This window comes from Streptomyces sp. NPDC000151 (genome assembly GCF_040301705.1).
Taxonomy (GTDB): Bacteria; Actinomycetota; Actinomycetes; order Streptomycetales; family Streptomycetaceae; genus Streptomyces.
The window spans coordinates 25,497-49,219 of record NZ_JBEPFC010000038.1 but is presented as its reverse complement, the minus strand read 5'-3'; the positions used below and the strand labels follow the sequence as shown (position 1 = coordinate 49,219).

The 23,723-nt window shown below is 71.6% G+C and carries 21 protein-coding genes; 3 read left to right on the top strand and 18 right to left on the bottom strand.

Annotated features, from left to right (window positions below; genetic code table 11):
* Nucleotides 1-238 precede the first annotated feature (238 nt).
* The 3 genes from ABT381_RS14125 to ABT381_RS14115 all read right to left on the bottom strand — a co-directional run bounded on the left by ABT381_RS14125 (nucleotide 239) and on the right by ABT381_RS14115 (nucleotide 2,843).
* On the bottom strand, nucleotides 239-1,201 hold the full coding sequence (locus ABT381_RS14125; RefSeq protein WP_351592752.1) for an ABC transporter substrate-binding protein: 963 nt from the start codon (nucleotides 1,199-1,201) through the stop codon (nucleotides 239-241).
* Between the two features lie 124 nt (nucleotides 1,202-1,325).
* The gene (locus ABT381_RS14120; protein ID WP_351592749.1) at nucleotides 1,326-2,051 is read right to left on the bottom strand and encodes an ABC transporter permease; all 726 of its coding nucleotides are present in this window, start codon (nucleotides 2,049-2,051) and stop codon (nucleotides 1,326-1,328) included.
* Nucleotides 2,052-2,054: 3 nt separating this feature from the next.
* Nucleotides 2,055-2,843 carry an ABC transporter permease gene (locus tag ABT381_RS14115; protein WP_351592759.1) on the bottom strand — a complete coding sequence of 263 codons (789 nt, stop codon included), beginning with the start codon at nucleotides 2,841-2,843 and terminating at the stop codon, nucleotides 2,055-2,057.
* A gap of 165 nt (nucleotides 2,844-3,008) precedes the next feature.
* On the opposite strand from ABT381_RS14115, the gene ABT381_RS14110 reads away from it, so the two are divergent.
* Complete coding sequence (locus ABT381_RS14110) at nucleotides 3,009-4,169, top strand: ABC transporter ATP-binding protein (RefSeq protein ID WP_351592756.1); 1,161 nt, start codon at nucleotides 3,009-3,011, stop codon at nucleotides 4,167-4,169.
* Between the two features lie 152 nt (nucleotides 4,170-4,321).
* Here the strand turns inward: ABT381_RS14110 and ABT381_RS14105 are convergent, their stop codons facing one another.
* The 6 genes from ABT381_RS14105 to ABT381_RS14080 form a co-directional block, all read right to left on the bottom strand.
* The gene (locus ABT381_RS14105; RefSeq protein ID WP_351592746.1) at nucleotides 4,322-4,804 is read right to left on the bottom strand and encodes a DUF3180 domain-containing protein; all 483 of its coding nucleotides are present in this window, start codon (nucleotides 4,802-4,804) and stop codon (nucleotides 4,322-4,324) included.
* A gap of 118 nt (nucleotides 4,805-4,922) precedes the next feature.
* Nucleotides 4,923-5,516 carry a 2-amino-4-hydroxy-6-hydroxymethyldihydropteridine diphosphokinase gene (gene folK, locus ABT381_RS14100; RefSeq protein WP_351592744.1) on the bottom strand — a complete coding sequence of 198 codons (594 nt, stop codon included), beginning with the start codon at nucleotides 5,514-5,516 and terminating at the stop codon, nucleotides 4,923-4,925.
* Nucleotides 5,513-5,872 (bottom strand): dihydroneopterin aldolase, encoded by a 360-nt coding sequence (gene folB, locus ABT381_RS14095; protein WP_351592742.1) that lies wholly within the window; start codon nucleotides 5,870-5,872, stop codon nucleotides 5,513-5,515. Before folB ends, folK begins: the two co-directional genes overlap by 4 nt.
* Before the next feature lie 350 nt (nucleotides 5,873-6,222).
* The gene (locus ABT381_RS14090) at nucleotides 6,223-6,711 is read right to left on the bottom strand and encodes a nuclear transport factor 2 family protein (RefSeq protein ID WP_030260354.1); all 489 of its coding nucleotides are present in this window, start codon (nucleotides 6,709-6,711) and stop codon (nucleotides 6,223-6,225) included.
* A 149-nt stretch (nucleotides 6,712-6,860) separates the two neighbouring features.
* On the bottom strand, nucleotides 6,861-7,742 hold the full coding sequence (gene folP / locus ABT381_RS14085) for a dihydropteroate synthase (protein WP_351592739.1): 882 nt from the start codon (nucleotides 7,740-7,742) through the stop codon (nucleotides 6,861-6,863).
* A gap of 157 nt (nucleotides 7,743-7,899) precedes the next feature.
* Nucleotides 7,900-9,747, bottom strand: a complete 1,848-nt coding sequence (locus ABT381_RS14080; protein ID WP_351592737.1) for a phosphatidylglycerol lysyltransferase domain-containing protein — start codon at nucleotides 9,745-9,747, stop codon at nucleotides 7,900-7,902.
* A gap of 156 nt (nucleotides 9,748-9,903) precedes the next feature.
* Here ABT381_RS14080 and ABT381_RS14075 point away from each other — a divergent pair, with 156 nt between their 5' ends.
* Nucleotides 9,904-11,022, top strand: a complete 1,119-nt coding sequence (locus ABT381_RS14075; RefSeq protein ID WP_351592734.1) for an alpha/beta hydrolase — start codon at nucleotides 9,904-9,906, stop codon at nucleotides 11,020-11,022.
* A 54-nt stretch (nucleotides 11,023-11,076) separates the two neighbouring features.
* Here ABT381_RS14075 and folE read toward each other — a convergent pair whose 3' ends face one another.
* The 6 genes from folE to dacB form a co-directional block, all read right to left on the bottom strand.
* On the bottom strand, nucleotides 11,077-11,682 hold the full coding sequence (folE, locus tag ABT381_RS14070; RefSeq protein WP_351592731.1) for a GTP cyclohydrolase I FolE: 606 nt from the start codon (nucleotides 11,680-11,682) through the stop codon (nucleotides 11,077-11,079).
* Nucleotides 11,683-11,798: 116 nt separating this feature from the next.
* Nucleotides 11,799-13,814, bottom strand: coding sequence for an ATP-dependent zinc metalloprotease FtsH (ftsH, locus tag ABT381_RS14065; RefSeq protein ID WP_351592728.1), 2,016 nt, complete (start codon nucleotides 13,812-13,814; stop codon nucleotides 11,799-11,801).
* 269 nt (nucleotides 13,815-14,083) lie between these two features.
* Nucleotides 14,084-14,623, bottom strand: a complete 540-nt coding sequence (gene hpt, locus ABT381_RS14060) for a hypoxanthine phosphoribosyltransferase (RefSeq protein ID WP_031058519.1) — start codon at nucleotides 14,621-14,623, stop codon at nucleotides 14,084-14,086.
* Nucleotides 14,624-14,739: 116 nt separating this feature from the next.
* Nucleotides 14,740-15,753, bottom strand: a complete 1,014-nt coding sequence (gene tilS / locus ABT381_RS14055) for a tRNA lysidine(34) synthetase TilS (RefSeq protein WP_351592725.1) — start codon at nucleotides 15,751-15,753, stop codon at nucleotides 14,740-14,742.
* Nucleotides 15,754-16,011: 258 nt separating this feature from the next.
* Nucleotides 16,012-17,163 carry an Rv3626c family coenzyme F420 biosynthesis-associated protein gene (locus ABT381_RS14050; RefSeq protein WP_351592722.1) on the bottom strand — a complete coding sequence of 384 codons (1,152 nt, stop codon included), beginning with the start codon at nucleotides 17,161-17,163 and terminating at the stop codon, nucleotides 16,012-16,014.
* An 89-nt stretch (nucleotides 17,164-17,252) separates the two neighbouring features.
* Nucleotides 17,253-18,851 (bottom strand): D-alanyl-D-alanine carboxypeptidase/D-alanyl-D-alanine endopeptidase, encoded by a 1,599-nt coding sequence (gene dacB, locus ABT381_RS14045; protein WP_351592719.1) that lies wholly within the window; start codon nucleotides 18,849-18,851, stop codon nucleotides 17,253-17,255.
* Nucleotides 18,852-18,937: 86 nt separating this feature from the next.
* Here dacB and ABT381_RS14040 point away from each other — a divergent pair, with 86 nt between their 5' ends.
* Nucleotides 18,938-19,432, top strand: a complete 495-nt coding sequence (locus tag ABT381_RS14040; protein WP_031058529.1) for an inorganic diphosphatase — start codon at nucleotides 18,938-18,940, stop codon at nucleotides 19,430-19,432.
* 68 nt (nucleotides 19,433-19,500) lie between these two features.
* Here ABT381_RS14040 and ABT381_RS14035 read toward each other — a convergent pair whose 3' ends face one another.
* The 3 genes from ABT381_RS14035 to ABT381_RS14025 all read right to left on the bottom strand — a co-directional run bounded on the left by ABT381_RS14035 (nucleotide 19,501) and on the right by ABT381_RS14025 (nucleotide 23,671).
* Entirely contained in the window at nucleotides 19,501-21,192 is a 1,692-nt protein-coding gene (locus ABT381_RS14035) for a threonine/serine exporter family protein (RefSeq protein ID WP_351592716.1), read from the bottom strand.
* A 220-nt stretch (nucleotides 21,193-21,412) separates the two neighbouring features.
* Complete coding sequence (locus tag ABT381_RS14030) at nucleotides 21,413-22,726, bottom strand: DedA family protein (protein WP_351592714.1); 1,314 nt, start codon at nucleotides 22,724-22,726, stop codon at nucleotides 21,413-21,415.
* A gap of 186 nt (nucleotides 22,727-22,912) precedes the next feature.
* Nucleotides 22,913-23,671, bottom strand: coding sequence for a MerR family transcriptional regulator (locus tag ABT381_RS14025; protein ID WP_351592712.1), 759 nt, complete (start codon nucleotides 23,669-23,671; stop codon nucleotides 22,913-22,915).
* Nucleotides 23,672-23,723: the final 52 nt, after the last annotated feature.

The window sequence follows — 23,723 nt, the reverse complement described above, 5'->3', positions numbered from 1 at the left end:
CAGCACGGCGCCGCCGACCGCGGCGGCGGCCGCGGCGGCGACCAGGACCCGGAGCACCAGCGCATCGCCGACCAGCCAGGCACCGGCGGCGCAGGCAATTGACGCACCGGCGACCGTCGAAGGGGGAAGAAGCCGGTGCAGGGGTGGGGAATGGCGATGGCGTCCTCGTGGCATGGCCTGAAATTTACCGTGCGTACGAGGCTGGTGGGGCCCCGCCCTGCAATCCGTTTCCCGCTGGTTACTTGTTGAGCAGGTTCTTCTCCTTCAGATAGGCCGTCGCGACATCCGCCGGCTTGCGCCGGTCGGCATCGACCTGGCGGTTCAGCTCGATCAAGTCCTTCGTCGTGAGCACCTTCGTGAGCTTGCCGAGCGCACTCGCGATGGCGCTGTCCCCGGCGCTCTTCGCATTCACCACCGGCAGCACATTCTCGGCGTTCTGCAGGTGCTTGTCGTCCTTGAGGAGCACCAGCCCGAAGCTGCCGAGCGTGGCGTCCGTCGTCGTGGTCAGCACCAGCTGGTCCGTGCCGTCCTTGACCGCCTGCTTGGCCTGCACCGTGCCCACGCCCTTGGGGTCGATGCCCGTGACATCTATGCCGTACGTCTTCTTCAGACCCGGCAGGCAGTACGGCCGGGTCTCGCACTCCTCGCCCGCCGCGAGCTTCACCTTCTCCTTCGAAGCGCCGAGGTCCGAGAGCGTCTTCAGCTTGTGCTTCGCGGCGAATTCCTTGGTGACCGCGAAGGCGTTCTGGTCCGTCGCCTCGCCCTGCGGAAGAACCTTCAGCCCGCGCGGTGCGGCGAGCTTCTTCAGTGCCGCTACGGTCTCGTCCGCGTCGTTGGACGCGACGGACTTCGCCTTGGCGCCGTTCTCCTTGGCGTTGAGGAAATCGGCGAGCGTGGAGGCGTATTCCGGAACGACATCGACCTCGCCCTTCTCCAGGGCCGGTTCGTAGAGCTCGCGATTCTTCAGGGTCTGGACGGAGGTCTTGTACCCGGCATTGGAAATGATCTTGGAATAGAGCTCGGCGAGCACCGTGGACTCGGTGAATCCCGCCGAACCGACGACGATCGAGCCCTTGCCGCCCGTGCTCTTGCCGCCCTTTTCCTCCAGGCTCTGGCCGCCGCACGCGGAGAGCCCCGCGGCCAGCGCCAGCACCGTCCCCGCGACGAGGGCCGTCCGCGCGGTACGCGACGTGCTGTTCATCGGTTTCACCATCCAGTCGTTGAGATCGAGCAAGGGGTACAGCAGAGGTGAGCGAGTACAGCAGAGGCGCGGCCGGACGTCTGTACCCAACGGGGTACAGGTCACCGTTGTCGGCAAGCCCGTGTCAGAAAGCCGGCGCGTCCTTGCGGGCCGCCCGTATGCCGCGGCGGCCCGTGCGCGCCGGGCGCTTGCCGCGCATCGGGTCGCACAGCCGCTCCACCGCCACCAGCACCGCCTCGACGAGCAGCGCCAGCCCCGCGACCAGCACCGCGCCCGCCACCACCTGCGGGGTGTCGTAATTGCCGAAGCCCGCCGTGATGATCCGGCCGAGACCGCCGCCGCCCGCCAGCGCCGCCAGCGTCACCGTCGCCACGACCTGCACCGACGCCGACCGCAGCCCCGTCATGATCAAGGGGTACGCGAGCGGCAGCTCGACCCGGAGCAGCAGCTGCGAGCCGGACATGCCCATCCCCCGGGCCGCCTCCACCACATCGCGATCGGCCTCCCGCATCCCGATGTACGCGTTGGTCAGCAGCGGCGGCACGGCGAACAGCACCAGCGCCACGATCGTCGGCCAGTCCCCCGCCCTGCCCAGCGGGCTGAGCGTCAGCAGCACCAGTACCGCGAAGGTCGGCACCGCCCGGCCGACGTTGGCGAGATTGACCGCCAGCGCCCCGCCCTTGCCGATGTGGCCCAGATACAGCGCCACCGGCAGCGCCAGCACACAGGAGATGACCAGGCACACCACGCTGAGCTGCACGTGCTGGCCCAGGCGGTGCCATACGCCGTTCTCCCCCGCCCAGTTGGCCGCGGAGCCCAGCCAGTCCCACGCACCCGTGATCGCATCCATCGCTCAGGCCACCGCCTTCCGCTCGCGCCCGAACCGCCGCGTCCGCTCAGGTCCCGCTCCCCCGGCCCCGGTCCGGCCACGCCGGGCCCGTCCGGCCCGGGTCCACGGCGTCAACGCCCGCTGCAGGCCCACCAGCAGCAGGTCGGCGACCAGCGCCAGCAGCACGCACAGCACGGAGGCCGTGAGGACCTCCGCCTTGAAGAAGCCCTGCATCCCGCTGTCGATGAGATTGCCCAGGCCGCCGAAGCCGACGACCGCGCCGATCGTCGTCATCGCCACCGTCGAGACCGTGGCGATCCGCAGCCCCGCCATCACCGCGGGCAGCGCCAGCGGCAGTTCGACCTGGAAGAGCAGCCGCAGCGGGCCGTATCCCATCCCGCGGGCCGCCTCGCGCACCTCCGCGGGGACCGCCTGCAGGCCCGCGAGGATGTTCCGCACCAGGATCGTGAGGGAATAGAGCACCAGGCCCGTCACGACCACGGCGGCCGAGACCCCGAACACCGGGGTCAGCAGCGCGAACATGGCCAGCGACGGGACCGTGTACAGAATCGTCGTCAGGCCGAGGACCGGCCCGGCCGCGCCGCGCCGCTGCCGGGCGAGCAGCGCCAGCGGGAAGGCCACCAACAGGCCGACGGCCACGGAGAGGACGGTGATCCACACGTGCTGGACGGTCGCGTCCACCAGCTCCTGGCTCCGGCTGCGGACGTACTCGCCGCAGATCCAGTCGTTGGCCTGCAGGCAGCTGCGCGGGCTCACGGCCGCGCTCACGTACGTACTCGCGATCGTGCTCATGGGCGTGCTCACGCCACGTCACCTCCCCCGTCCACTCGCTCACAAATCCGGTGACTGTCTGCGACCCTATCCCCCGCCACTGACAATCGGCCCGGACCGCCATTCACTCGCAACATCCCGTTCATCCCGCCCCGGGCGGACCGACGACAATGGGGAAGCATGAGCATGATCCGTTTCGAGCACGTCACCAAGCGTTACGCGGACGGCACCACCGCCGTCGACGACCTCTCCTTCGAGGTCGCGGAGGGCGAGCTCGTCACGCTCGTCGGCCCGTCCGGCTGCGGCAAGACCACGACCATGAAGATGGTCAACCGCCTCATCGAGCCCAGCGACGGCCGCATCTTCCTCGACGGCGCGGACATCGCCACCGTCGACCCGGTCGAACTGCGCCGGCGCATCGGGTACGTCATCCAGCAGATCGGACTGTTCCCGCACAAGACCGTGCTGGACAACACCGCCACGGTCCCGCACCTGCTCGGCCGGCCCCGGAAGCAGGCCCGCGCCCGGGCCGCCGAACTCCTCGACCTGGTCGGCCTGGACCCGTCCGTGTACGGCGACCGGTACCCGGAACAGCTCTCCGGCGGTCAGCGCCAGCGCGTCGGCGTGGCCCGCGCGCTCGCCGCCGATCCGCCCGTGCTGCTCATGGACGAGCCGTTCGGTGCCGTGGACCCGGTCGTCCGCGAGCACCTGCAGACGGAGTTCCTGCGCCTGCAGTCCTCGCTCCACAAGACGGTGCTCTTCGTGACGCACGACATCGAAGAAGCCGTACGGCTCGGCGACCGCATCGCCGTCTACGGGGCCGGGCGCATCGAACAGTTCGACACTCCGGCGACGGTGCTGGGCGCGCCCGCGACGCCGTACGTAGCGGAGTTCGTCGGCGCCGACCGGGGGCTGAAGCGGCTGTCCGTCACCCCCATCGAGACCGGCGACCTCGAACAGCCGCCGGTCATCCACCTCGACGACCCCGTGGGGCGCGCGCTGGCCGGGATGACGGCGGACGGCGCCCGCTGGGCGGTCGTGCTGGACCACGAGGACCGGCTGCACGGCTGGGTCGCGGCGGACACCCTCGCGCTCGCGAAGGAGGGCACGGTCCGCGAGCACGCGCGGCGCATGGAGGCGTGGCTGCCGGTCGGGGCGCCCCTGAAGCAGGCGTTCAGCACGATGCTGCAGCACGACGCGGGCTGGATCGCCGTACTGGACGGCGACCGCTTCCTCGGCGTCCTCACGCCGGGCCGCCTCCACGAGGCGCTGCGCCGCTCGACCACGGCGGACGCGGCGAACATCCCCCGCACCGAGGTGGACCTGGAGTCCGTACTGGACGCGTGAGGGGCGACCGGCCGGCTGCGCCTACGGGCGCAGCTTCCGGGTCCCCCACCCCGGGGGTTACCCAAGGACGAGTGCCGCCGCACCCGAGCAGTCCCGAGTGCACCCGAAAGAGCCCCCGCGCCCGCGCGTCACGCAGCCCCCGCACTCGCGCGTCACGCAGCCGCCGCGCCCGCCTCGTCGTCATCGTCCGGGAGCTTGCAGACGCGCTCCAGGAAGACGGCGGCGGCCACCACCGCCAGGCCGGCGAGGACCGCCAGGCCCGCGTACACCGTCTGGTCCCCGCGGCCCTGGGCCGCCGAGCCCGAGGTCAGCAGGAAGACCGCGACGCCGCCGTACAGGCCGCTCACGACCGCGGCGACCAGCGCGCTCGCCTGACCGAAAAGCACCGCCCGCGCGGCCATCATCGGCTCGACGCCCTTCGCGCCGGGCACCCGCTCGCGCTGGGCCTTCAGCCGGCTGCGCAGCGACAGGGCCGTCGCCGCCAGCACGGCCGCGATCAGCGCCAACACGATCGGGGCCGCCAGCGGCACGCTGGGCAGGCTGCCGAGCGCGTCCCACAGCCGGGCGCCGGCCCAGGCCAGTACGCCTGCCACCACGAACAGCCCGACCAGCACCTTGATCCGTAGCTGCTTCACCGAGCTCTTCGCCCCTCACACCGTCCTGGCCGCACGCCCCACGCGGGCGCGCCGGCCGTCATGTCCACCGGACACCATCATGATCCCTGCACCGGCCCGGGGGCCGTAGGGACAACGATCACTCCGGCAGTCGCAGTTCCAGGTCGGCGCGCGGCGCGACGCCGCCCCGGCCCAGCTCCTCCAGCAGCTCGGCCACCGGGCCGCGCCCGGGGACCAGGGCCTCGGGGTCGACGTCGTGCCACGGCACGAGGACGAAGGCGCGCTCGTGGGCGCGCGGGTGCGGCAGGGTCAGCACCGGGTCCTCGGAGACGACGTCCTGGTACGCGACGATGTCGACGTCGATCGTGCGCGGACCCCAGCGCTCGTCGCGGACCCGCTCGAACGCCTCCTCGATGGCGTGGCCGCGCTCCAGGAGCGAGGAGGGCGGCAGCGTGGTCTTCAGGAGGACGACGGCGTTGAAGTACGTCGGCTGGGAGCCCGGCTCCACGCCCCACGGCTCGGTCTCGTACACCGGCGAGACGGCCTTCACGCGCACGCCGGGGGTGTCCTCCAGCGCGTCGATGGCGCCCTGCAGCGTCTCCAGGCGGTTGCCCAGATTGCTCCCCAGGGAGATCACCGCGCGTTTGGGGTTGGTGAGCGTCACGTCCGCCGCGTCCACCTGCTCCACCACGGAGGCGGGCACCGGCTGTACGGTCGGGTCACTGCTGGTCATACTCGGCTCCGGGTGATGGTGATGGTCACGTCGTCAAAGGGGACCGTGATCGGGGCATCGGGCTTGTGAACGACGACCTCGACCTCCTCCACCCCCTCGTGCTTCAGGCATTGGGCGGCGATCCGCTCCGCGAGCGTCTCGATGAGGTCGACCGGCTCGCCCTCGACGATCGCCACGACCTCCTCCGCCACGACTCCGTAGTGCACGGTCTTCGCGAGGTCGTCGGTCGCCGCCGCCGGCCGGGTGTCCAGGCCGAGCACCAGGTCCACGACGAACGCCTGGCCCGCCTCGCGTTCCTGGGCGAACACACCGTGGTGTCCTCGGGCCTTCAGCCCGCGCAGCGCGACACGGTCCACGCGAATCACTCCCACTGGTACCACTGATCGTCGGATTACCGGGCACGCACCGGACACCGTCCGGAACACCACCCGGTCATCGAATTTACCTGCGAGCACTGACAGCGCTCGCCCACGGGGGCCATGGACGGCACCCCGCACAGCTGCCGCACAGCCGAGTCCCCGTCCGCGCGGCCATTTACCCCGCGGCCCCTCGCTCCACCCCTACCCCGACACGACTTGGCTCGAACGAGTGCTCCCTCGGTCACCCCGCTGACCCCGGCCGCTGACCCCCGGACACGGTATCCGCCGACGTCAGCGCCGTGCACGCGCCCGGTCGGCGCCCGGCACGGAGCCCGCCGAGACGCGTCTCACAGGCCGCCGGGCAGCCCGCCCACGCCGTCGTCCTCGTCCTCGGGCCCGTCCTCGTCGTCCTCGTCGTCCCGGTCGGCGAGCACCGGCGACCCGTGGTGCGACCACACCCGCCAGCCGTCCTCCGTACGCCGGAAGACGTTGGTCGCCACGACCAGCTGGCCGATCAGCGGGCCCACCGAGCCGTCCTCCTCGGCCGGGCCGCCGCTGAGGATGTTCTCCGTGCAGGTCACCAGCGCGGTGTCGGCCACCACGTCGATCTCCACATCGGTGAGGAAGAACTGGATGTACTCGGTGTTCGCCATGATCAGCGCATACGAGCGCAGCACCTCGCTGCGGCCGCGCAGCACCGGCCAGCCAGGGTGCACCACGCTCACCTGGCCGTCCAGCCACAGCTCGGACATCGCCTCGTGATCGCCGCGCTCGATGGCCTCGTAGAACGCGGTATTGGCCTGCTCCACCAGCTCGATGTCCGTACGTGGGCTCAAACCGCTCACACCGCTCCCGTCATGATCCTCGTGCGTACTTCGCGTCCTTATGGGCGTGCACAGGTACGTGCACGCATGCGTGCCCCGCGCCCCCGCCACCCGGGCACCCGCGCGCCGCCTGGCTGCCCTGTGCCCTGCCGGGCCCCGTTCTACGCCGTGCGCCGGGCCGCGGAACCGGCCGCCTCCACGGCGCGCGCGACCCGTACCGCGTCGGCGCTCGCCCGCACTTCATGCACGCGAACCGCCCAGGCGCCCTCGCGCGCCGACAGGGCGGTGACCGCGGCCGTCGCCGCGTCCCGCTCCCGGGCCGGCGGCACGGAGGCGGAAGCGCCGGCACCGGCCAGCACCCGGCCCAGGAACCGCTTCCGCGAGGCGGCCACCAGCAGCGGCCGGCCCAGCTCGCGCAGCCGCTCCAGGCCCGCGATCAGCTCCAGGTCGTGGTCGGCCCGCTTGGCGAAGCCCAGCCCCGGGTCGATCACGACGCGCTCCGGGTCGATGCCTCCGGCGACCGCACGGTCCATCGACACGCGCAGCTCGGCCACGACCTCGCCGACGACGTCGCGGTAGACCGCCCGCTCGTTCATGTCGACGGACTGGCCACGCCAGTGCATCACCACGAACGGCGCGTTCGCCGCGGCCACCACCGGGATCATCGCCGGATCGGCGGCGCCCGCGCTGACGTCGTTGACCAGCCGCGCGCCCGCCTCCAGAGACTGCTCGGCCACGGAGGCCCGCATCGTGTCCACGGAGATCACCACGCCGGCCGCCGCCAGCTCCCGTACGACCGGGATGACGCGGCGCAGCTCCTCGGCCTCGTCCACGCGCGCGGCGCCGGGCCGGGTCGACTCGCCGCCCACGTCCACCAGGTCGGCCCCCTGGGCCACCAGGTCCAGGCCGTGCTTGACCGCGAGCTCGGTGTCGAACCAGTCGCCACCGTCGGAGAACGAGTCGGGGGTCACGTTGACCACGCCCATGACCGCGCACCGGTCCCACTCGGGAAGACCGGCCACCCGGCCACGCAAGGTACTCATACATCCAGCCTAGGCGCTGTGGCCGGGCGGCTCGCCCCACGCACGGCGCGTTCCTGGGCGAACGCGGACGTACGGGAACACCTGTACGTCCCCGTACGTACCCGTTCGCCGCCTCCCCCGCCGGCCCCGGCCGCCACCGCGCCCGCCCCTCGGGCTCTCAGGCGGCCCGCTCGACCGACGTGCCGCGCAGCCCCCGAGAGCGGTGCGCACACGGGCGCGCCACGGGCTCCGGACGCCGGCGGCGCAGCAGCCGCGGCAGCCCCAGCTGCACGAACCCTTCGGCCTGCATCGCCGCGAAGCCGATCCGCGGCAGGTCACGGGTGGCCCGGAAGACCACGAAGCGCGGCTCCCAGCGGGGCTGGAACTTGGCGTTGAACTTGTACAGCGATTCGATCTGGAACCAGCGCGAGAGGAACACCAGCAGGCCCCGCCAGGTGCGCAGCACCGGCCCCGCGCCCAGCTTCTCGCCGCGGGCCAGCGCCGAGCGGAACATCGCGAAGTTCAGGGAGACCTTGGCCACGTCCAGCTTCGGCGCCGCCTGCAGCGCTGCCACGATCAGCAGCTCGTTCATCCCCGGGTCGGCGCTGCGGTCGCGCCGCATCAGGTCCAGCGACATGCCGTCCGCGCCCCACGGCACGAAGTGCAGTACCGCCTTCAGGTCGCCGTACGGGCCCGGCGCCTCGCCCTCTTCGGGGGCGCGGTGCGCGGTGGCTATGACCGCGTCCCCGTCCCGCGGGTCGCCGATCCGGCCCAGCGCCATCGAGAAGCCGCGCTCGGTGTCGGTGCCCCGCCAGTCGTCGGCGGCCCGCTGGACCGCCGCGATCTCCTCGGGGGTCAGCTCCTCCACGCGGCGCACCCTGGTCTCGTAGCCGTTGCGCTCGATGCGCTTGACCATCTGCCGTACGTTGCGCATCGCGCGCCCGGAGAGCGTGAAGTCCGCCACGTCCACGATGGCCTCGTCGCCCAGCTCCAGCGCGTCCAGGCCCGTCTCGCGGGTCCACACCTCGCCGCCGGTCTCGGAGCAGCCCATCACCGCGGGCGTCCAGGAGTGCGCCCGCGCCTCCTCCATGAAGCGCTCGATCGCACCGGGCCACGCCTCGACGTCCCCGATGGGGTCGCCGCTGGCCAGCATCACCCCGGAGATCACGCGGTAGCAGACCGCCGCCTTGCCGCTGGGCGAGAAGACCGCGCCCTTGTCGCGGCGGAGCGCGAAGTGGCCGAGGGAGTCCCGGCTGCCGTGCCGGGCCAGCAGGTCCCGCAGCCGGTCCTCGTCCTCCGCCGTGAGCCGGGCGGCGGGCTGCTCGGGCCGGAAGGCGAGGTACGCGGTGGTCGCCAGGGTCAGCAGGCCGAGCGCGCCGAGCGAGTAACCGACCGTGTAGTCGACGTGGTGGGTGTACGCCACGGGGCCCTCGAAGCCGAACAGGCCCCACAGGACGTGCTGCAGCTCCTCCCAGACCGTCGGGTCGCCGACGGTGCGGTGCGGGTGGGAGTTGACGATCACCATGCCGAGGGCGACGCTCACGCCGCCCAGCACGACGAAGTTCAGCAGCGCCTTCCAGCGGCTGCGCGGGTCCGGCAGCGCGGCGAACTCGCTCCGGTGCCGGACGAGGTAGGCCAGCAGCGCCAGGGACAGCACCGCGCCGACGACGGAGTGGCGGTACGCGAACTGCGCCGCCGCGCCCACCGGGAGCAGCGTCACCGCGGCGACCCACACCCGCCGCTTGCGCCGCTTCAGGCCGTGCGCCAGCAGCAGGAGCAGCAGGCCCACCACGATCGAAGCGGCCGCGGCCAGCGGGCTCACCGCGCCGGGCAGCACCTCCGCCAGCGCGTGCATGCGGCTGTGCCGGAAGCGCGGGAAGACACCGGCCGCCACGTTCAGCAGACCGATCAGCGTGCAGGCCGTACCGACGGCCGTGGGCACCGCTTCCGGGCGCGGTCCCCGCACCCAGCGTGCGCGACGCCACGCAACCACTCCGGACTTTTCGCCATCTAGCCTGTCAGACATCACTTTCCCGTCGCCCGCTCCTCAAGCCGCCTGGTCTTCAGAACGCGGAGCATCAGTCGCCACTACGTGGACAATTTGCGTCCTGTAGGACGGCGCTTCAGGGCTCGGGGTTCCATCAGGCGATCGGGCCGTCCGGCCGCCCGGCAGGAAGTGGACATGGAACTCACCAGTAAGACCGTGCTGGCGCTCACCGTGCTGGTCGCGGTGGCTCTCTTCGTCTGGACCGTGCTGCTGTGGCCGCGCCTCGCAGGCCGCACCTGGCGCGCCGTGACGGGCCGGATCGGGCTGCTGCTGGCGACCCAGCTGACCCTCTTCGCCTCGGTCGGGCTGGTGGTCAACGGCGCTTTCGGGTTCTACGCGTCCTGGGCCGACCTCTTCGGCCAGGAGCACCAGACCGGTGTCGTGGTCGACCACACGACCGGCCCGGGCGGCACCGACCTGAAACGGCAGGGCATAGAGCGGACCGGCCTGCCGCACGACAAGCGGCGCGCCGACGTCGCCGGCCGGCTGGACAGGGTGCTCGTACGGGGCGAGTCGACCGGCATCACCAGCCCGGCGTACGTCTACCTGCCGCCGGAGTACTTCCAGCCCAGGTACGCCCATCAGCGCTTCCCCGCGGCCGTCGTGCTCACCGGCTATCCGGGCACCGCCGAGGCGCTGTACACCAAGCTGCACTACCCGCAGACCGAGCGCCGGCTCGTCGGGCAGGGCAGGATGCGGCCGACGATCCTGGTGATGATGCGGCCGACGGTCGCCCCGCCGCGCGACACGGAGTGCATGGACATACCGGGCGGCCCGCAGACCGAGACGTTCTTCACCAAGGAGCTGCGCGCGGACATCGCGGCGCACTACCGCACCGGTACGGCCGCCCGCAGCTGGGGCCTGATGGGCGACTCCACGGGCGGCTACTGCGCCCTGAAGATGACCATGCGCCACCCGGAGGCGTACTCGACGGGCGTCGCCCTCTCCGGCTACTACAAGGCCCCGCTCGACCCGACCACCGGCGACCTCTTCGCCGGCGATCCGCAGCTCCGACGCGAGAACGACCTCATGTGGCGGCAGCGCCACCTGCCGGCGCCTTCGGTGAACCTGCTGGTCACGACCAGCAGACAGGGCGAGGCCAACTACGCCGACACCATGCGCTTCATCCGGCAGACCAAGGAGCCCACCCGCGTCTCCTCGATAGTCCTGGACAGCGGCGGCCACAACTTCAACACCTGGCGCCGGGAAATCCCCGCCGCACTGGCGTGGCTGGCAGGCCGCCTCAGCGCATAGCCGGCAGCGCACAGCCGCACGCCGCGCCCGGCGGCGTGCGGCCGCCGAGCGGGCTCAGCGAGCCAGGATCAGGCTCATCGCCTCGGCGCGCGTAGCCGCGTCCCGCAGCTGTCCGCGCACCGCGGACGTGGTGGTCTTCGCACCCGGCTTCCGCACGCCGCGCATGGTCATGCACATGTGCTCGCACTCGACCACGACGATCACGCCGCGCGGCTCCAGGATCTCCATGAGGGAGTCGGCGATCTGCGTGGTCAGCCGCTCCTGGACCTGCGGGCGGCGGGCGAAGACGTCCACCAGCCGGGCCAGCTTGGACAGCCCCGTGATCTTGCCGTCGGTGGACGGGATGTAGCCGACGTGCGCGACACCGACGAACGGCACCAGGTGGTGCTCGCAGCTCGACATCACCTCGATGTCCTTGACCAGCACCATCTCGTCGTGGCCGAGGTCGAAAGTCGTCGTGAGGACGTCCTCGGGCTTCTGCCACAGCCCCGCGAATATCTCCTTGTACGCCCGCGCCACCCGCGCCGGCGTTTCCAGGAGGCCTTCGCGGTCCGGGTCCTCGCCGACCGCGATCAGGAGTTCGCGGACGGCGTCCGCGGCCCGCTTCTCGTCGAACTCACCGATCTTGCCTTCGCCGTCCAGCGCCACCGGGTCGGTCATCTCGTGCCTCGTTCCGTCTTTCACCCCGCTGCGAACGCGGAATGCCGCGTCCCCCAGGCTAGAACCTGGGGGACGCGGCATTCATTCCGGGGCCGCTGTGGCGAGCGGCCGACCGGTCACGCCTCGCTGCTGCCGGAGTCCTCCGGGAGGTCCACCTTCTCCGTGGAGACGGTGGGCGTCGCGGTGACCGCGCCGTTGGCCGGGGCCAGCTCCTTGGGAGAGAGCACCGGCGGGCGGGTGGAGGGCGTACGCCGTGAGGAGCCGGTCCACGCGGGGCGGGCCGGGCGCTTCACGATGTGCTTGAAGACCTCGGCGATCTCCTCCTTGCCCAGGGTCTCCTTCTCCAGGAGGGCCAGGACCAGGTTGTCGAGAACGTCGCGGTTCTCGACGAGGATCTCCCACGCCTCGTTGTGCGCGGTCTCGATCAGCTTCTTGACCTCCTCGTCCACCAGCGCCGCGACCTCTTCCGAGTAGTCGCGCTGGTGGGACATCTCGCGGCCCAGGAACGGCTCGGACTGGTCCGAACCGAACTTGATCGCGCCGAGCCGCTCGGTCATGCCGTACTGCGTGACCATCGCGCGGGCCGTGGCGGTCGCCTTCTCGATGTCGTTCGCGGCGCCCGTCGTCGGGTCGTGGAAGACCAGCTCCTCCGCCGCGCGGCCGCCCAGCATGTATGCCAGCTGGTCGAGCATTTCGTTGCGCGTGGTGGAGTACTTGTCCTCGTCCGGGAGCACCATCGTGTAGCCGAGCGCGCGGCCGCGGGACAAGATCGTGATCTTGTGGACCGGGTCGGAGTTCGGCGAGGCCGCCGCGACCAGGGCGTGTCCGCCCTCGTGGTACGCGGTGATCTTCTTTTCCTTGTCCGACATGATCCGGGTCCGCTTCTGCGGACCGGCCACGACCCGGTCGATCGCCTCGTCCAGGAAGTGGTTGTCGATCAGCTTCTTGTCGCTGCGGGCGGTGAGCAGCGCGGCCTCGTTGAGGACGTTGCTCAGGTCCGCGCCGGTGAAGCCGGGCGTACGCCGGGCCACCGCGCTGAGGTCGACGTCCGGGGCGACCGGCTTGCCCTTCTGGTGAACCTTGAGGATCTCCAGACGGCCCTGCATGTCGGGGCGGTCGACCGCGATCTGCCGGTCGAAGCGGCCCGGGCGCAGCAGCGCCGGGTCCAGGATGTCCGGCCGGTTCGTGGCGGCGATCAGGATGACGCCGCCCTTCACGTCGAAGCCGTCCATCTCGACCAGGAGCTGGTTCAGCGTCTGCTCGCGCTCGTCGTGACCGCCGCCCAGGCCCGCACCGCGGTGCCGGCCGACGGCGTCGATCTCGTCGACGAAGACGATCGCCGGGGCGTTCGCCTTGGCCTGCTCGAAGAGGTCACGGACACGCGAGGCGCCGACACCCACGAACATCTCGACGAAGTCGGAGCCGGAGATCGAGTAGAAGGGCACGCCCGCCTCGCCCGCGACGGCGCGCGCGAGGAGCGTCTTGCCCGTACCGGGCGGGCCGTACAGCAGTACGCCCTTGGGAATCTTGGCGCCCACGGCCTGGAACTTGGCCGGCTCCTGCAGGAACTCCTTGATCTCATGGAGCTCCTCCACCGCCTCGTCCGACCCGGCGACGTCCGAGAACGTCGTCTTGGGGGTGTCCTTGGTGATGAGCTTGGCCTTGGACTTGCCGAAGTTCATGACCCGGGAGCCGCCGCCCTGCATCTGATTCATCAGAAACAGGAACACGACGACGATCAGGACGAACGGCAGCAGCGAGAGCAGCATGCCCACGAAGGGGCTCTGCTTCTCCGGCGAGACGGTGTAACCGTCCTTGATGTCGCCCGTCTGGTACTTGGACTGCAGGGTCTTTGCCAGGTCCACGCCCTGGTCGCCGATGTAACTCGACTGGATCTTGTCGGAACCCTCGACCTTGTTGCCGCCGGAGAGCTCGACCTTGATCTTCATCTCGTCGCCGGTCGTCAGCTCGGCGGACTTCACCTTGTTGTCCGTGATCGCCTTGACGACCTGACCGGTGTCCACCGTCTTGTAGCCGCCGGACGAACTGACGACCTGCATCAACACGACCACGGCGAGGACGGCCAGCACGATCCACATGACCGGCCCACGGAAGTATCGCTTCACGTCCATCCATACGGAGCCCAAAGGCCCCGTCCCTCCTGCCACAGTGAGGCACTCCAGCCCTCGGGGAGGTCTGGTCGTGCGTACGGTGTATTACTGGCCCGAAAAAGACTGACCTTCGGACGGTACCCCAGCATTGTCACCCGACGCCGCTGCCCGTGGTGAACAATGCGACTTGGATTCCGCCCTCCCTGCTCCAACGGCGGGAGACCGCTGAGGGTTCCCGCCGTCCGGCACGAGGTGCTTTCCAGGCCCTGTCCGGCACCGCCGACGGGGCGTCAGCCGCCGTAGACGTGCGGCGCGAGCGTGCCGACGAACGGCAGGTTGCGGTACTTCTCGGCGAAGTCCAGGCCGTATCCCACGACGAATTCGTTGGGGATGTCGAAGCCGATCCACTTCACGTCGATGTCGACCTTTGCCGCTTCCGGCTTGCGCAGCAGCGTGCAGACCTCGAGCGAGGCCGGCTCCCGCGAGCCCAGGTTCGACAGCAGCCAGGACAGCGTCAGGCCGGAGTCGATGATGTCCTCGACGATCAGGACGTGCTTGCCCTTGATGTCGGTGTCCAGGTCCTTGAGGATGCGGACCACGCCGGAGGACTGGGTGCCCGCGCCGTACGACGACACGGCCATCCAGTCCATCGTGACGGGGGTGGACAGCGCACGTGCCAGGTCCGCCATCACCATCACGGCGCCCTTCAGGACGCCGACGATGAGCAGCTCCTTGCCCGCGTACTCCGCGTCGATCTTCGCGGCCAGCTCGGCCAGCTTCGCATCGATCTCTTCTTTGGTGATGAGCACCGACTGAAGGTCGGAACCCATGTCCTTGTCGTCCACCCGTGCCACTTTCGCTCGGTTCGGTGTCATGAAGCCTCAGGAAGCATGAAGCCTCAGGAAGGCTGTCTTGCGACTCGTCCGGCCGGGCGGTCCCGCGCGGCTCAGCCCTGCCGGATGACCAGTTTGCCACCCTGCCGTCGCACACCCACCAGCCCGGGGAGGTCGATGGCCCCCTGGCCGCGCCAGGCGGTGATCAGCCGGTCGACCTCCTCGATGTGCCGGGCGAAGAGCGAACCCGCAGGTGAGCCCGCACGCAGCAGGGCCCGGCGGAGCACTCGGCGGCGTACCGCGGGAGGGAGCGCGTACAGCGCGGTCACGTCCAGCGCACCGGTGGCATCGGCCACACCGCGCTCGGCCTCGACGGCCCAGGAGTCCAGCGCGTCGGCGTCGTCGCGGGAGAGCTGCGCCGTACGGGCGAGGGCCTCGACGACGCCCTTGCCGAGCGCCTTCTCCAAGGCGGGCAGGCCCTCGTGGCGGAGCCGGGAGCGGGTGTAGGAGGGGTCGGTGTTGTGCGGGTCGTCCCACACGGGCAGCGACTGGATCAGGCATGCCTTGCGGGCGGTCTGCCGGTCGATCTCCAGGAAGGGGCGGCGGTAGCGGCCGTCGGCGCCGGAGACGGCGGCCATGCCGGACAGCGAGCGGGTGCCGGAGCCGCGGGCGAGGCCGAGGAGCACGGTCTCGGCCTGGTCGTCGCGGGTGTGGCCGAGGAGGACCGCGCTCGCGCCGTGCCGCCGGGCGGCGTCGTCCAGCGCGGCGTACCGGGCCTCGCGGGCGGCCGCTTCGGGGCCGCCGTCCCTGCCGACGCAGACGGTGACGGCCTCTGCCGGGTCCAGATGGAGCGACCGCATACGGAGGACGACCTCGGCGGCCCGGGTGTCGGAGCCATCCTGGAGGCCGTGGTCGACGGTGACGCCGCCGGCGCGGACGCCGAGGCGCGGGGCTTCGAAGGCGAGGGCCGAGGCGAGCGCCATGGAGTCGGCGCCGCCGGAGCAGGCGGCGAGCACCAGGGGCGGCGGGGCGTCGGGGCCGGACCGCCGGGTGTGGGACGTGAGGACGTCGTGGAGTACGCGGCGGACCGCCAAGCGTATTGCGGCGACCGCTGGATGGGGACCCATGTCCGTTTCCAATCGTTCAGCTGGGGGAGCCTCGGGCCGGACGGCGGCTGCCGTCCGGCCCACCAGGGAGCATCTCGGGGGCGAGCGCCGGGGGGATCGCCGGGCGATCCCCGGGGCGGTCACTCAGAGTGTCTCGATGGTGACAGAGATGAGCTGTTACCCGAGCATTGCACGCCTCTCCCCGGGCCACGGTCCCTCAGAAGGGTGATTGAGGGGGCGTTCTTCTGTCCTACGGCGCGCCCACGGCGCCCTGCCTTCCTACGGCGCACCGTCCGCCTTGCGGTGCACCCGCGCGACCCAGTCCGCCGGTTTGGCGATCTCCTGTTTGGTCGGGAGCGTGTTCGGCGAGGTCCACACGCGGTTGAAGCCGTCCATGCCGACCTCGTCGACGACGGCCCGTACGAAGCGCTCGCCGTCCCGGTACTGGCGCAGCTTGGCGTCCAGGCCCAGAAGCTTGCGCAGCGCCTGGTCCAGGCGCCCTGCGCCGCTCGCCCGGCGCTGCTGGAACTTCTCCCGGATCTCCGTCACCGAGGGCACGACCTGCGGGCCCACGCCGTCCATGACGTAGTCGGCGTGCCCCTCCAGCAGGGACATCACGGCGGTCAGCCGGCCGAGGATCTCGCGCTGCGCCTTGGTCTGCACGAGGTCGACCAGGCTGCGGCCGCCGTCGTCCTCGCCGGCCTCGCCCTCGGGCTTGGCCCCGGTCAGCGACTGGGCGGCCTCCCGCAGCCGTTCGAGGAGCGTGCCGGGGTCGATCTCGGTCTCGCCGAGGAACGACTGCACCTCGCCCTCGATGTGGTCGCGCAGCCAGGGCACCGCGGTGAACTGCGTGCGGTGCGTCTCTTCGTGCAGGCAGACCCACAGCCGGAAGTCGTGCGGGTCCACCTCCAGCTCGCGCTCGACGTGGACGATGTTCGGCGCGACGAGCAGCAGCCGGCCGCCGCGGGCGCCCGCTGGCAGGTCCTTGGTGGGCGGCGCGAAGGTCTCGTACTGGCCGAGCACGCGGGAGGCCAGGAAGGACAGCAGCATGCCCAGCTCGACGCCGGTCACCTTGCCGCCGACCGCGCCTATCACCGCGCCGCCGGGGAGCGAGGAGCGGCGCTCCTGCATCTTCTCCAGCAGCGGCTTCAGTACGGCGCGGAAGCCGGCGACGTTGGCGCGGATCCAGCCGGGCCGGTCGACCACCAGGACGGGGGTGTCGTGGCCCGCCGCGCCGCCCTCGCTCCCCGGTGGGGTCATGCGGGTGAACGCGCGCACGTGCTCCTCGGCGGCCTTCGCGTGCCTGCGCAGCTCGGCGACGACCGCGCGGGCCTCGTCGCGGCTCACCTCTGGGCCCGGCCGTACGAAGCGGGACGCGGTCGTCACCGCGAGATTCCAGTCGACCATCTCGGCACCACCGATGCTCGTCATGACTTCACGGTACGGGTGCGCTCGGCCCGGGGATAGCCGATTCGCGGCGCTCGACGGTGGCCGGCGCCGCATACGGGGGCGCGCACGCATCACCGGCAGCCGCAGTTGGCCACCGCCGAGGCGAGGCGGTCGAGGGACCGCTGCGCCCCGTACGCGTCGCTCGTGCCGTTGGTCATGAAGGCGAACGTCAGCAGCCGGCCGTCGGCGTCGACGACCGTGCCGGCGAGGGTGTTCACGCCGGTGAGGGTGCCGGTCTTGGCGCGTACGGCACCGGCGCCCGCCCGCTCGTCGGCGTACCGGGCCTCCAGGGTGCCGGTGAAGCCGGCGACGGGGAGGCCGGTGAGGATCGGGCGCAGCTCCGGGTGGTCGGGGGCAGCGGCGAGCAGCAGCACGTGGGACAGCAGGCCCGCGGAGACCCGGTCGTCGCGGTCCAGGCCGCTGCCGTCGTGGAAGACGGTCCGCGCCACAGGGAGGCGGAGCTGTTCGAGTGTGCGCTGTACGGCGTGGCCCGCACCCTTGAAGGTCGTCGGCGCTCCCGTGGCCACGGCCGTCTGGCGGGCCAGCTGCTCGGCGATGTCGTTGTCGCTGTGCGTGAGCATCCGCTCGACGATGACCGAGAGCGGGAGGGAGGGGGCCGCCGCGAGCCGGGTGGCCGTGCGGCGGGCCGCGGCGTCCCGGGGGGTCCCGGTGACCGCGATGCCGTGGGCGCGCAGGTCGGCGGCGAAGGCGCGGGCGGCCTCGGCGGAGGGGTCGGCGGCGCGGGGCGCGGTGCCGTGGCCGCTGGTGTCCAGGCGGGCCTCGTCGGCGGTGAGCGCGGTGACGGGGGCGAGGTTTTCGTTGGGGCCGATCGGGTGCTGCGGCGATCCCCTGTAGAGCGAGTCGTCGTAACCGAGGGTGACCTTCTTCGTGCCGCGCTTCTTGAGGGCGCGCGCGGTGTCGGCGGCGAGGTCGCCGAGGGCCGCGGGGCGCTGCGCGGCCGGAGTGCCGGCCCTGGGCGTACGGGCGGTGAGGGTCGGATCGCCGCCGCCGACCAGTACGACCCGGGGGGTGCCGTCCTTCGCCCGGCCGTCCTGCACGGCCTTCGTGGTGAAGCGGTGCTCGGGGCCGAGGGCGGTGAGGGCGGCCACGGCGGTACCGAGCTTGATCGTGGAGGCGGGGGTCGCGGTCCGGCCCGGGTGGCTGGCGAAGACCTCGCGGCCGGTGGCCACATCCACGACCGAGGCGGTCCGTACGGGACCCAGCTCGGGCGCCTTCAGCAGGGGCGCCAGGGCGTCCGCGAGGCCGCTGCCGGTCGGGGGCGGGGCGCCGTCGCCGCCGCCCTTCACGGGGGCGCCCAGGGCCGCCAGGACGGGCGCCGCGCCGGGAGCCGCGGGGCCGCCGTCGTGACGCTCACCACCTCGCCCGTCCCAGCGGGCCGCGCGGGCCCGTTCGGCCGTACGCTGACCGGAGTCCCACGGACCGGCCGCCGCCACCGCACCGGCCGCGACCGCGAGACCGGCGACGGCGGAGCCGGCCGTCACCTGCCACGTCCGTTTCCGCTGGGGCGGGGTCCGCCGCCACCACTGGCGGGCGAAGAACCACTCGTCGGCGGCGAACTGCGCGGTGCTCCGCCCCGCGCCGGCCGCCGTCCGTATGCAGGACCGGCCCCAGCCGCCCCACCTGACCTGCCACGACCTGGTCTCCGGCACTTTGGACCAGCCCCTTTCGCCACCACACACCTGCGTGGGGGACACTTAATCACCAGACGTATGTGTTGATCATGGAGGAGCCACCCGTGGAGTTCGACGTCACCATCGAGATCCCGAAGGGTTCGCGGAACAAGTACGAGGTGGACCACGAGACCGGTCGGATCCGCCTGGACCGTCGACTCTTCACCTCGACCAGCTACCCGGCCGACTACGGCTTCGTCGAGAACACCCTCGGCGAGGACGGCGACCCGCTGGACGCGCTGGTCATCCTGGACGAGCCGACCTTCCCGGGTTGCCTCATCAAGTGCCGCGCCATCGGCATGTTCCGCATGACCGACGAGGCCGGCGGCGACGACAAGCTGCTGTGCGTCCCGGCCTCGGACCCGCGCGTGGAGCACCTGCGCGACATCCACCACGTGTCGGAGTTCGACCGCCTGGAGATCCAGCACTTCTTCGAGGTCTACAAGGACCTGGAGCCGGGCAAGTCGGTCGAGGGCGCGAACTGGGTCGGCCGCACCGAGGCCGAGGCCGAGATCGAGGCCTCGTTCAAGCGCCTGGAGGCGCAGGGCGGCAAGCACTGAGCCTGACGGCTTCGTAGGCCGTACACACGTCGGGCGGGGCACCTGGTGCCCCGCCCGACGTGCATGCATCAGAAGCCCCGCGTCCGCTTCGCCGCGCGGCGGCTGGTGCCGTCCTCCGTGCTCGGGGCCTTGATGAAGAGGCGGGCCACCTCGCCACCGAGGTTCACGCCGACCGCGATGGCCAGGGCCAGCGAGATGGCCTTGATCAGCGAGGAGACGCCGGCGTCCAGGTTGCCCTGGGCGAAGTTGAGCAGCGCGAAGTACGTCGCGCTACCGGGGAGCAGCGGGCCGATGGCCGCCGTGACGTACGGCAGCGCGGACGCGTAGCGGTAGCGGGACAGCAGCTGGCCGAAGAGGCCGACCAGGCCGGCCGCGATCGTGGTGGCGACCACCGGGTGGACGCGGGCGTGCGAGAGCGCGCCGTATATCACCCAGGCCACGCCGCCGTTGAAGGTCGCGAACAGCACGGTGTGACGTTCCTGCTGGAGCAGGACACAGAAGGCCAGCGCCAGCAGCAGCGAGGCGATGATCTGGACCACCGGCTCGTCGAACGACCCCAGCGCCTCCTCCGGGTTCAGCGTGTGCGCGCTCAGCTGGACGCCGATGTACAGGACGCCGAGCACCCCGATGACGATGCCGACGATGAGGTAGCCGACCTCCAGCAGACGTGCGGCGGCGGTGATGTAGTAACCCGTCAGGCCGTCCTGCACGCCCGCCACCAGCGCCCGCCCCGGGATCAGCGCGAAGAGGCCACCGGTGATGACCGCCGACGCCTGCACTCCGGTGTGCGTCATGCTCAGCGTCACGCCCATCGCGGCGGGCGGCATCGCCGCGGCCACGAACTGGTAGAACTCCGGCAGCCCGCGCCCGGAGGCCAGCCACGCCAGCCGGTCGCCGAGCATGGACCCTATGGCGGCCGCGACGAAGACCGTCAGGCCACCGCCGACCAGCATGCTCGCGGCGCCGGACAGCAGGCCGGACGCCACGGTGAGCGCCCAGCTGGGGTACGGGTGGCGATTGCGCCGGATCTCGGCGAGGCCGCGGTACGCCTCCTCCAGGGTGATGCCGTCGGAGGTGATGTCGTCGACCAGCTGGAAGACCGCGGAGAGCCGGGTGTAGTCCACGCCGCGCCGGCGGACCGTGCGGCTGGCCGTCACCGGGTCGTCCACCAGCGAGGGCTGGTACGAGATCGACAGCAGCGTGAACGTGACCGTGGGCTCGACCCGTTCCAGGCCGTACGCGTGGGCGACGCCGAACATGGCCGCCTCGACGTCCTCGGCCCCCTCACCGCCGGCGAGCAGGATCTCGCCGATACGGAGCGTGAGGTCGAGCACGCGCGGCACGGCGGGCCCCGACTCGTCGGCGCGTTCGATCCGCTCCGGAGCCGGGCGCTCGGTGACCGGCATCCGCAGCATCGTGCGCATCCGGTCCTGCCAGGGGACGTCCTTGGTCAGGCTGACGACCGGTATGCCGTGCGGCGGGGTGAACGCGGGCCAGCCGGCCGGCGTGGTGGGCAGCTGGTGGGTGCCCGTGGTGGAGCCGTTGGTGCCGTCCGGCGAGCTGCCCGGGGGCGCGAAGGCGGACCCCTCCGGCTCGGCGGGCGCCTCGGCCCGCATTCCCTCCGGGAGAGCGAATTCCGAGGTGGGGTGCTCGTCCTCGGGCAGTGGGGGCTGGGGCACGCCGAGCGGCGAGGTGAACGCGCTCCGCGCTTCGTCCGATTGGGGTTTGCGGTCCTCGGGAGTCTCCGGGTCCGACGCCACTGCTTCTCGCTCCTCGTGCGCCTGCTGCGTCCGTCGTCAAAGCCACCATGCCTGATCGCCGCCCCTGGCGCGCGGGACGGGGGGTTCGCATGGTGGTGAATGGGGTGGGGAAAACCCGCCCTGGACGCCGCGAAGGCGCCCCTGGACCGCTCCGCGGCGACGCGGAACGGAAGGGGCGCCCAAGGGCGGTGCGGTACGGGGGGATGTGCTGCGCAGCCGGTCAGCGCTTGGCGTGGCGGCCGCGGCGGCCCTCGCCCGGAGGCTGCTGCTGATCCTGGGGGTGCGGCTGCTGCGACCCCTGCTGAGGGTGCTGCGACTGCGCATCATACTGCTCCGGCCCGCCGGGCTGCTGCGCGGGACGGCCGTACGGAGCGGGCCCGGACTGCCCGCCGTACGAGGGCTGCCGGTGCTGCTGCGGCTGCTGTCCGTAAGGCGCCTGCGGGGCCTGCGGAGCGTCCTGCCGGCCGTACGGGGACTGCTGCGCCCGAGGCGCCTGCTGCTCACCGTAGGAGGATGCCTGCTGCCCACCGTACGGGTCCTGCTGCCCGCCATAGGGGGCCTGATCCTGCCGCCCGTACGGCGACGGCTGCCCCTGGCTGTAGGGAGCCTGCCCCTGACTGTAGGGAGCCTGCCCCTGGCCGTACGGAGGCTGTCCCTGACCGTACGGGGCCTGCTCCTGGCCGTACGGGGACTGCTGCCGGCCGTACTGCGACCGGTCCTGCTGCGCGCCGTACGGAGACGGCTCGTGACCGCCCTGGCCGCGGCCATACGGGGCGCGCTCCTCGCCCTCGTGCGGGACGCGCGGCATCGGCTGAGTGGCGTCCGCCGGGCCGCCGGCGACCGGACCGGCCGGCGGCGGCGCGTCCTGGCCCGCGGCGCCCGCAACGCCCGCAGCGCCCTCGGCGGCCGCCTTCTTGGCCTTCTTGCGGCCGCGGAGGTACTCGATGGCGATCGGGACGACGGAGATCAGCACGATCAGGACGAGGATGGCCTCGATGTTCTTGTGCACGAACTCGATGCCGCCCAGCGCGGCGCCGAGCAGCGTCACGCCCGCGCCCCACAGGGCGCCGCCGATCACGTTGAAGACGAGGAACGAGCGGTAGTTCATCCGGCTCACGCCCGCGATGATCGGCGTGAACGTCCGCACGATCGGCACGAAGCGGGCCAGGATCAGCGACTTCGGGCCGTGCTTCTCGAAGAACTCGTGCGCCTTCTCGACGTTCTCCTGCTTGAACAGCTTGGAGTCGGGGCGCTTGAACAGCGAGGGCCCGACCTTCCGGCCGAAGAGATAGCCCGCCTGGTCGCCCAGCACCGCCGCGAGCACGACCAGCAGACACACCAGCCACAGCGGCTTGTCCAGCTTCCCTGCCGTGACCAGCAGGCCGGTCGTGAAGAGCAGGGAGTCGCCGGGCAGGAAGAAGCCGATCAGCAGACCGGACTCCGCGAAAACGATGACCAGAACGCCGATCAGGCCGAAGGTGCTGATCAGATAGTCCGGGTCCAGCCACTGGGGGCCGAGCGCGAGAGTGTTCACGGTGGGCAGGGCTCCTGGGTCGAGGGCGCCGGATCGGTCGGTACGCGGAAAGCGGGGTACAGGCGCAGTATGCGGCCCAAAGCTATCAACGCCTTGTGACGCCCCTTGGTTCCAGCTGTCCCGCCCGGCGCCGTCGCCCCCGGGGCGCCGGGCGGGACAGCGCCCCAGGCAGCGCCCCGGAGTCCCTCAGGAGCGACGGACCGCGTTCGCCAGCATCGCGTCCCGCATGTAGACCGCGAGCCCGGGCCTGATCGCCTCGTACGTGGCGGTGAACCGCTCGTCCGCGACGTACATCTCGCCGATGCAGGAGTGCATCTCGTACGAGCACTCGTAGTGGTGCCGCGAGATGAAGCGGCGGTGCTCCTCCGCGACGTCCGTCGCCGCCTCGGAGTCGGCCGGCACGCCCTGCGCCAGCAGCTCGCCCATCCGGTGGTGGAGCGCGTCGAAGTCCGCCGTCAGCCGCTTCCAGTCCTCCTTGGTGTACGTGGCGGCGCGGCGCTGCGACTCCTTGTACGCCTCCGTGTCGCCCCAACGGCGCTCGACCTCCTCCGCGTACTGGTCGGGGTCGTGGTCGCCGAAGACCTCGAACTTCTCCTCGGGGGTGAGATTGATGCCCATCCTGCGTGCCTCCATCGCTGTCTTCACGGCCGCGGCCATCTCCTGGAGCCGGGCGATCCGGTCGGTCAGCAGTACGTGCTGGCGCCGCAGGTGCTCCTGCGGATCGGCGTCCGGATCGTCCAGGAGGGCCGCGACCTCGTCGAGCGGAAAGCCGAGCTCCCGGTAGAACAGGACGCGCTGCAGCCGGTCGAGGTCGGCGTCGTCGTAGCGCCGGTGGCCCGCGTGGCTGCGCGCGCTCGGCGAGAGCAGTCCGATCTCGTCGTAGTGGTGCAGGGTGCGCACCGTGACGCCGGCGAACCCGGCGACCTGTCCCACGGAGTACGTCATCTCCGCTCCCTTCTCGGTACGCCTTCACGGTGCGTCCTCACGTCGCGTGAGG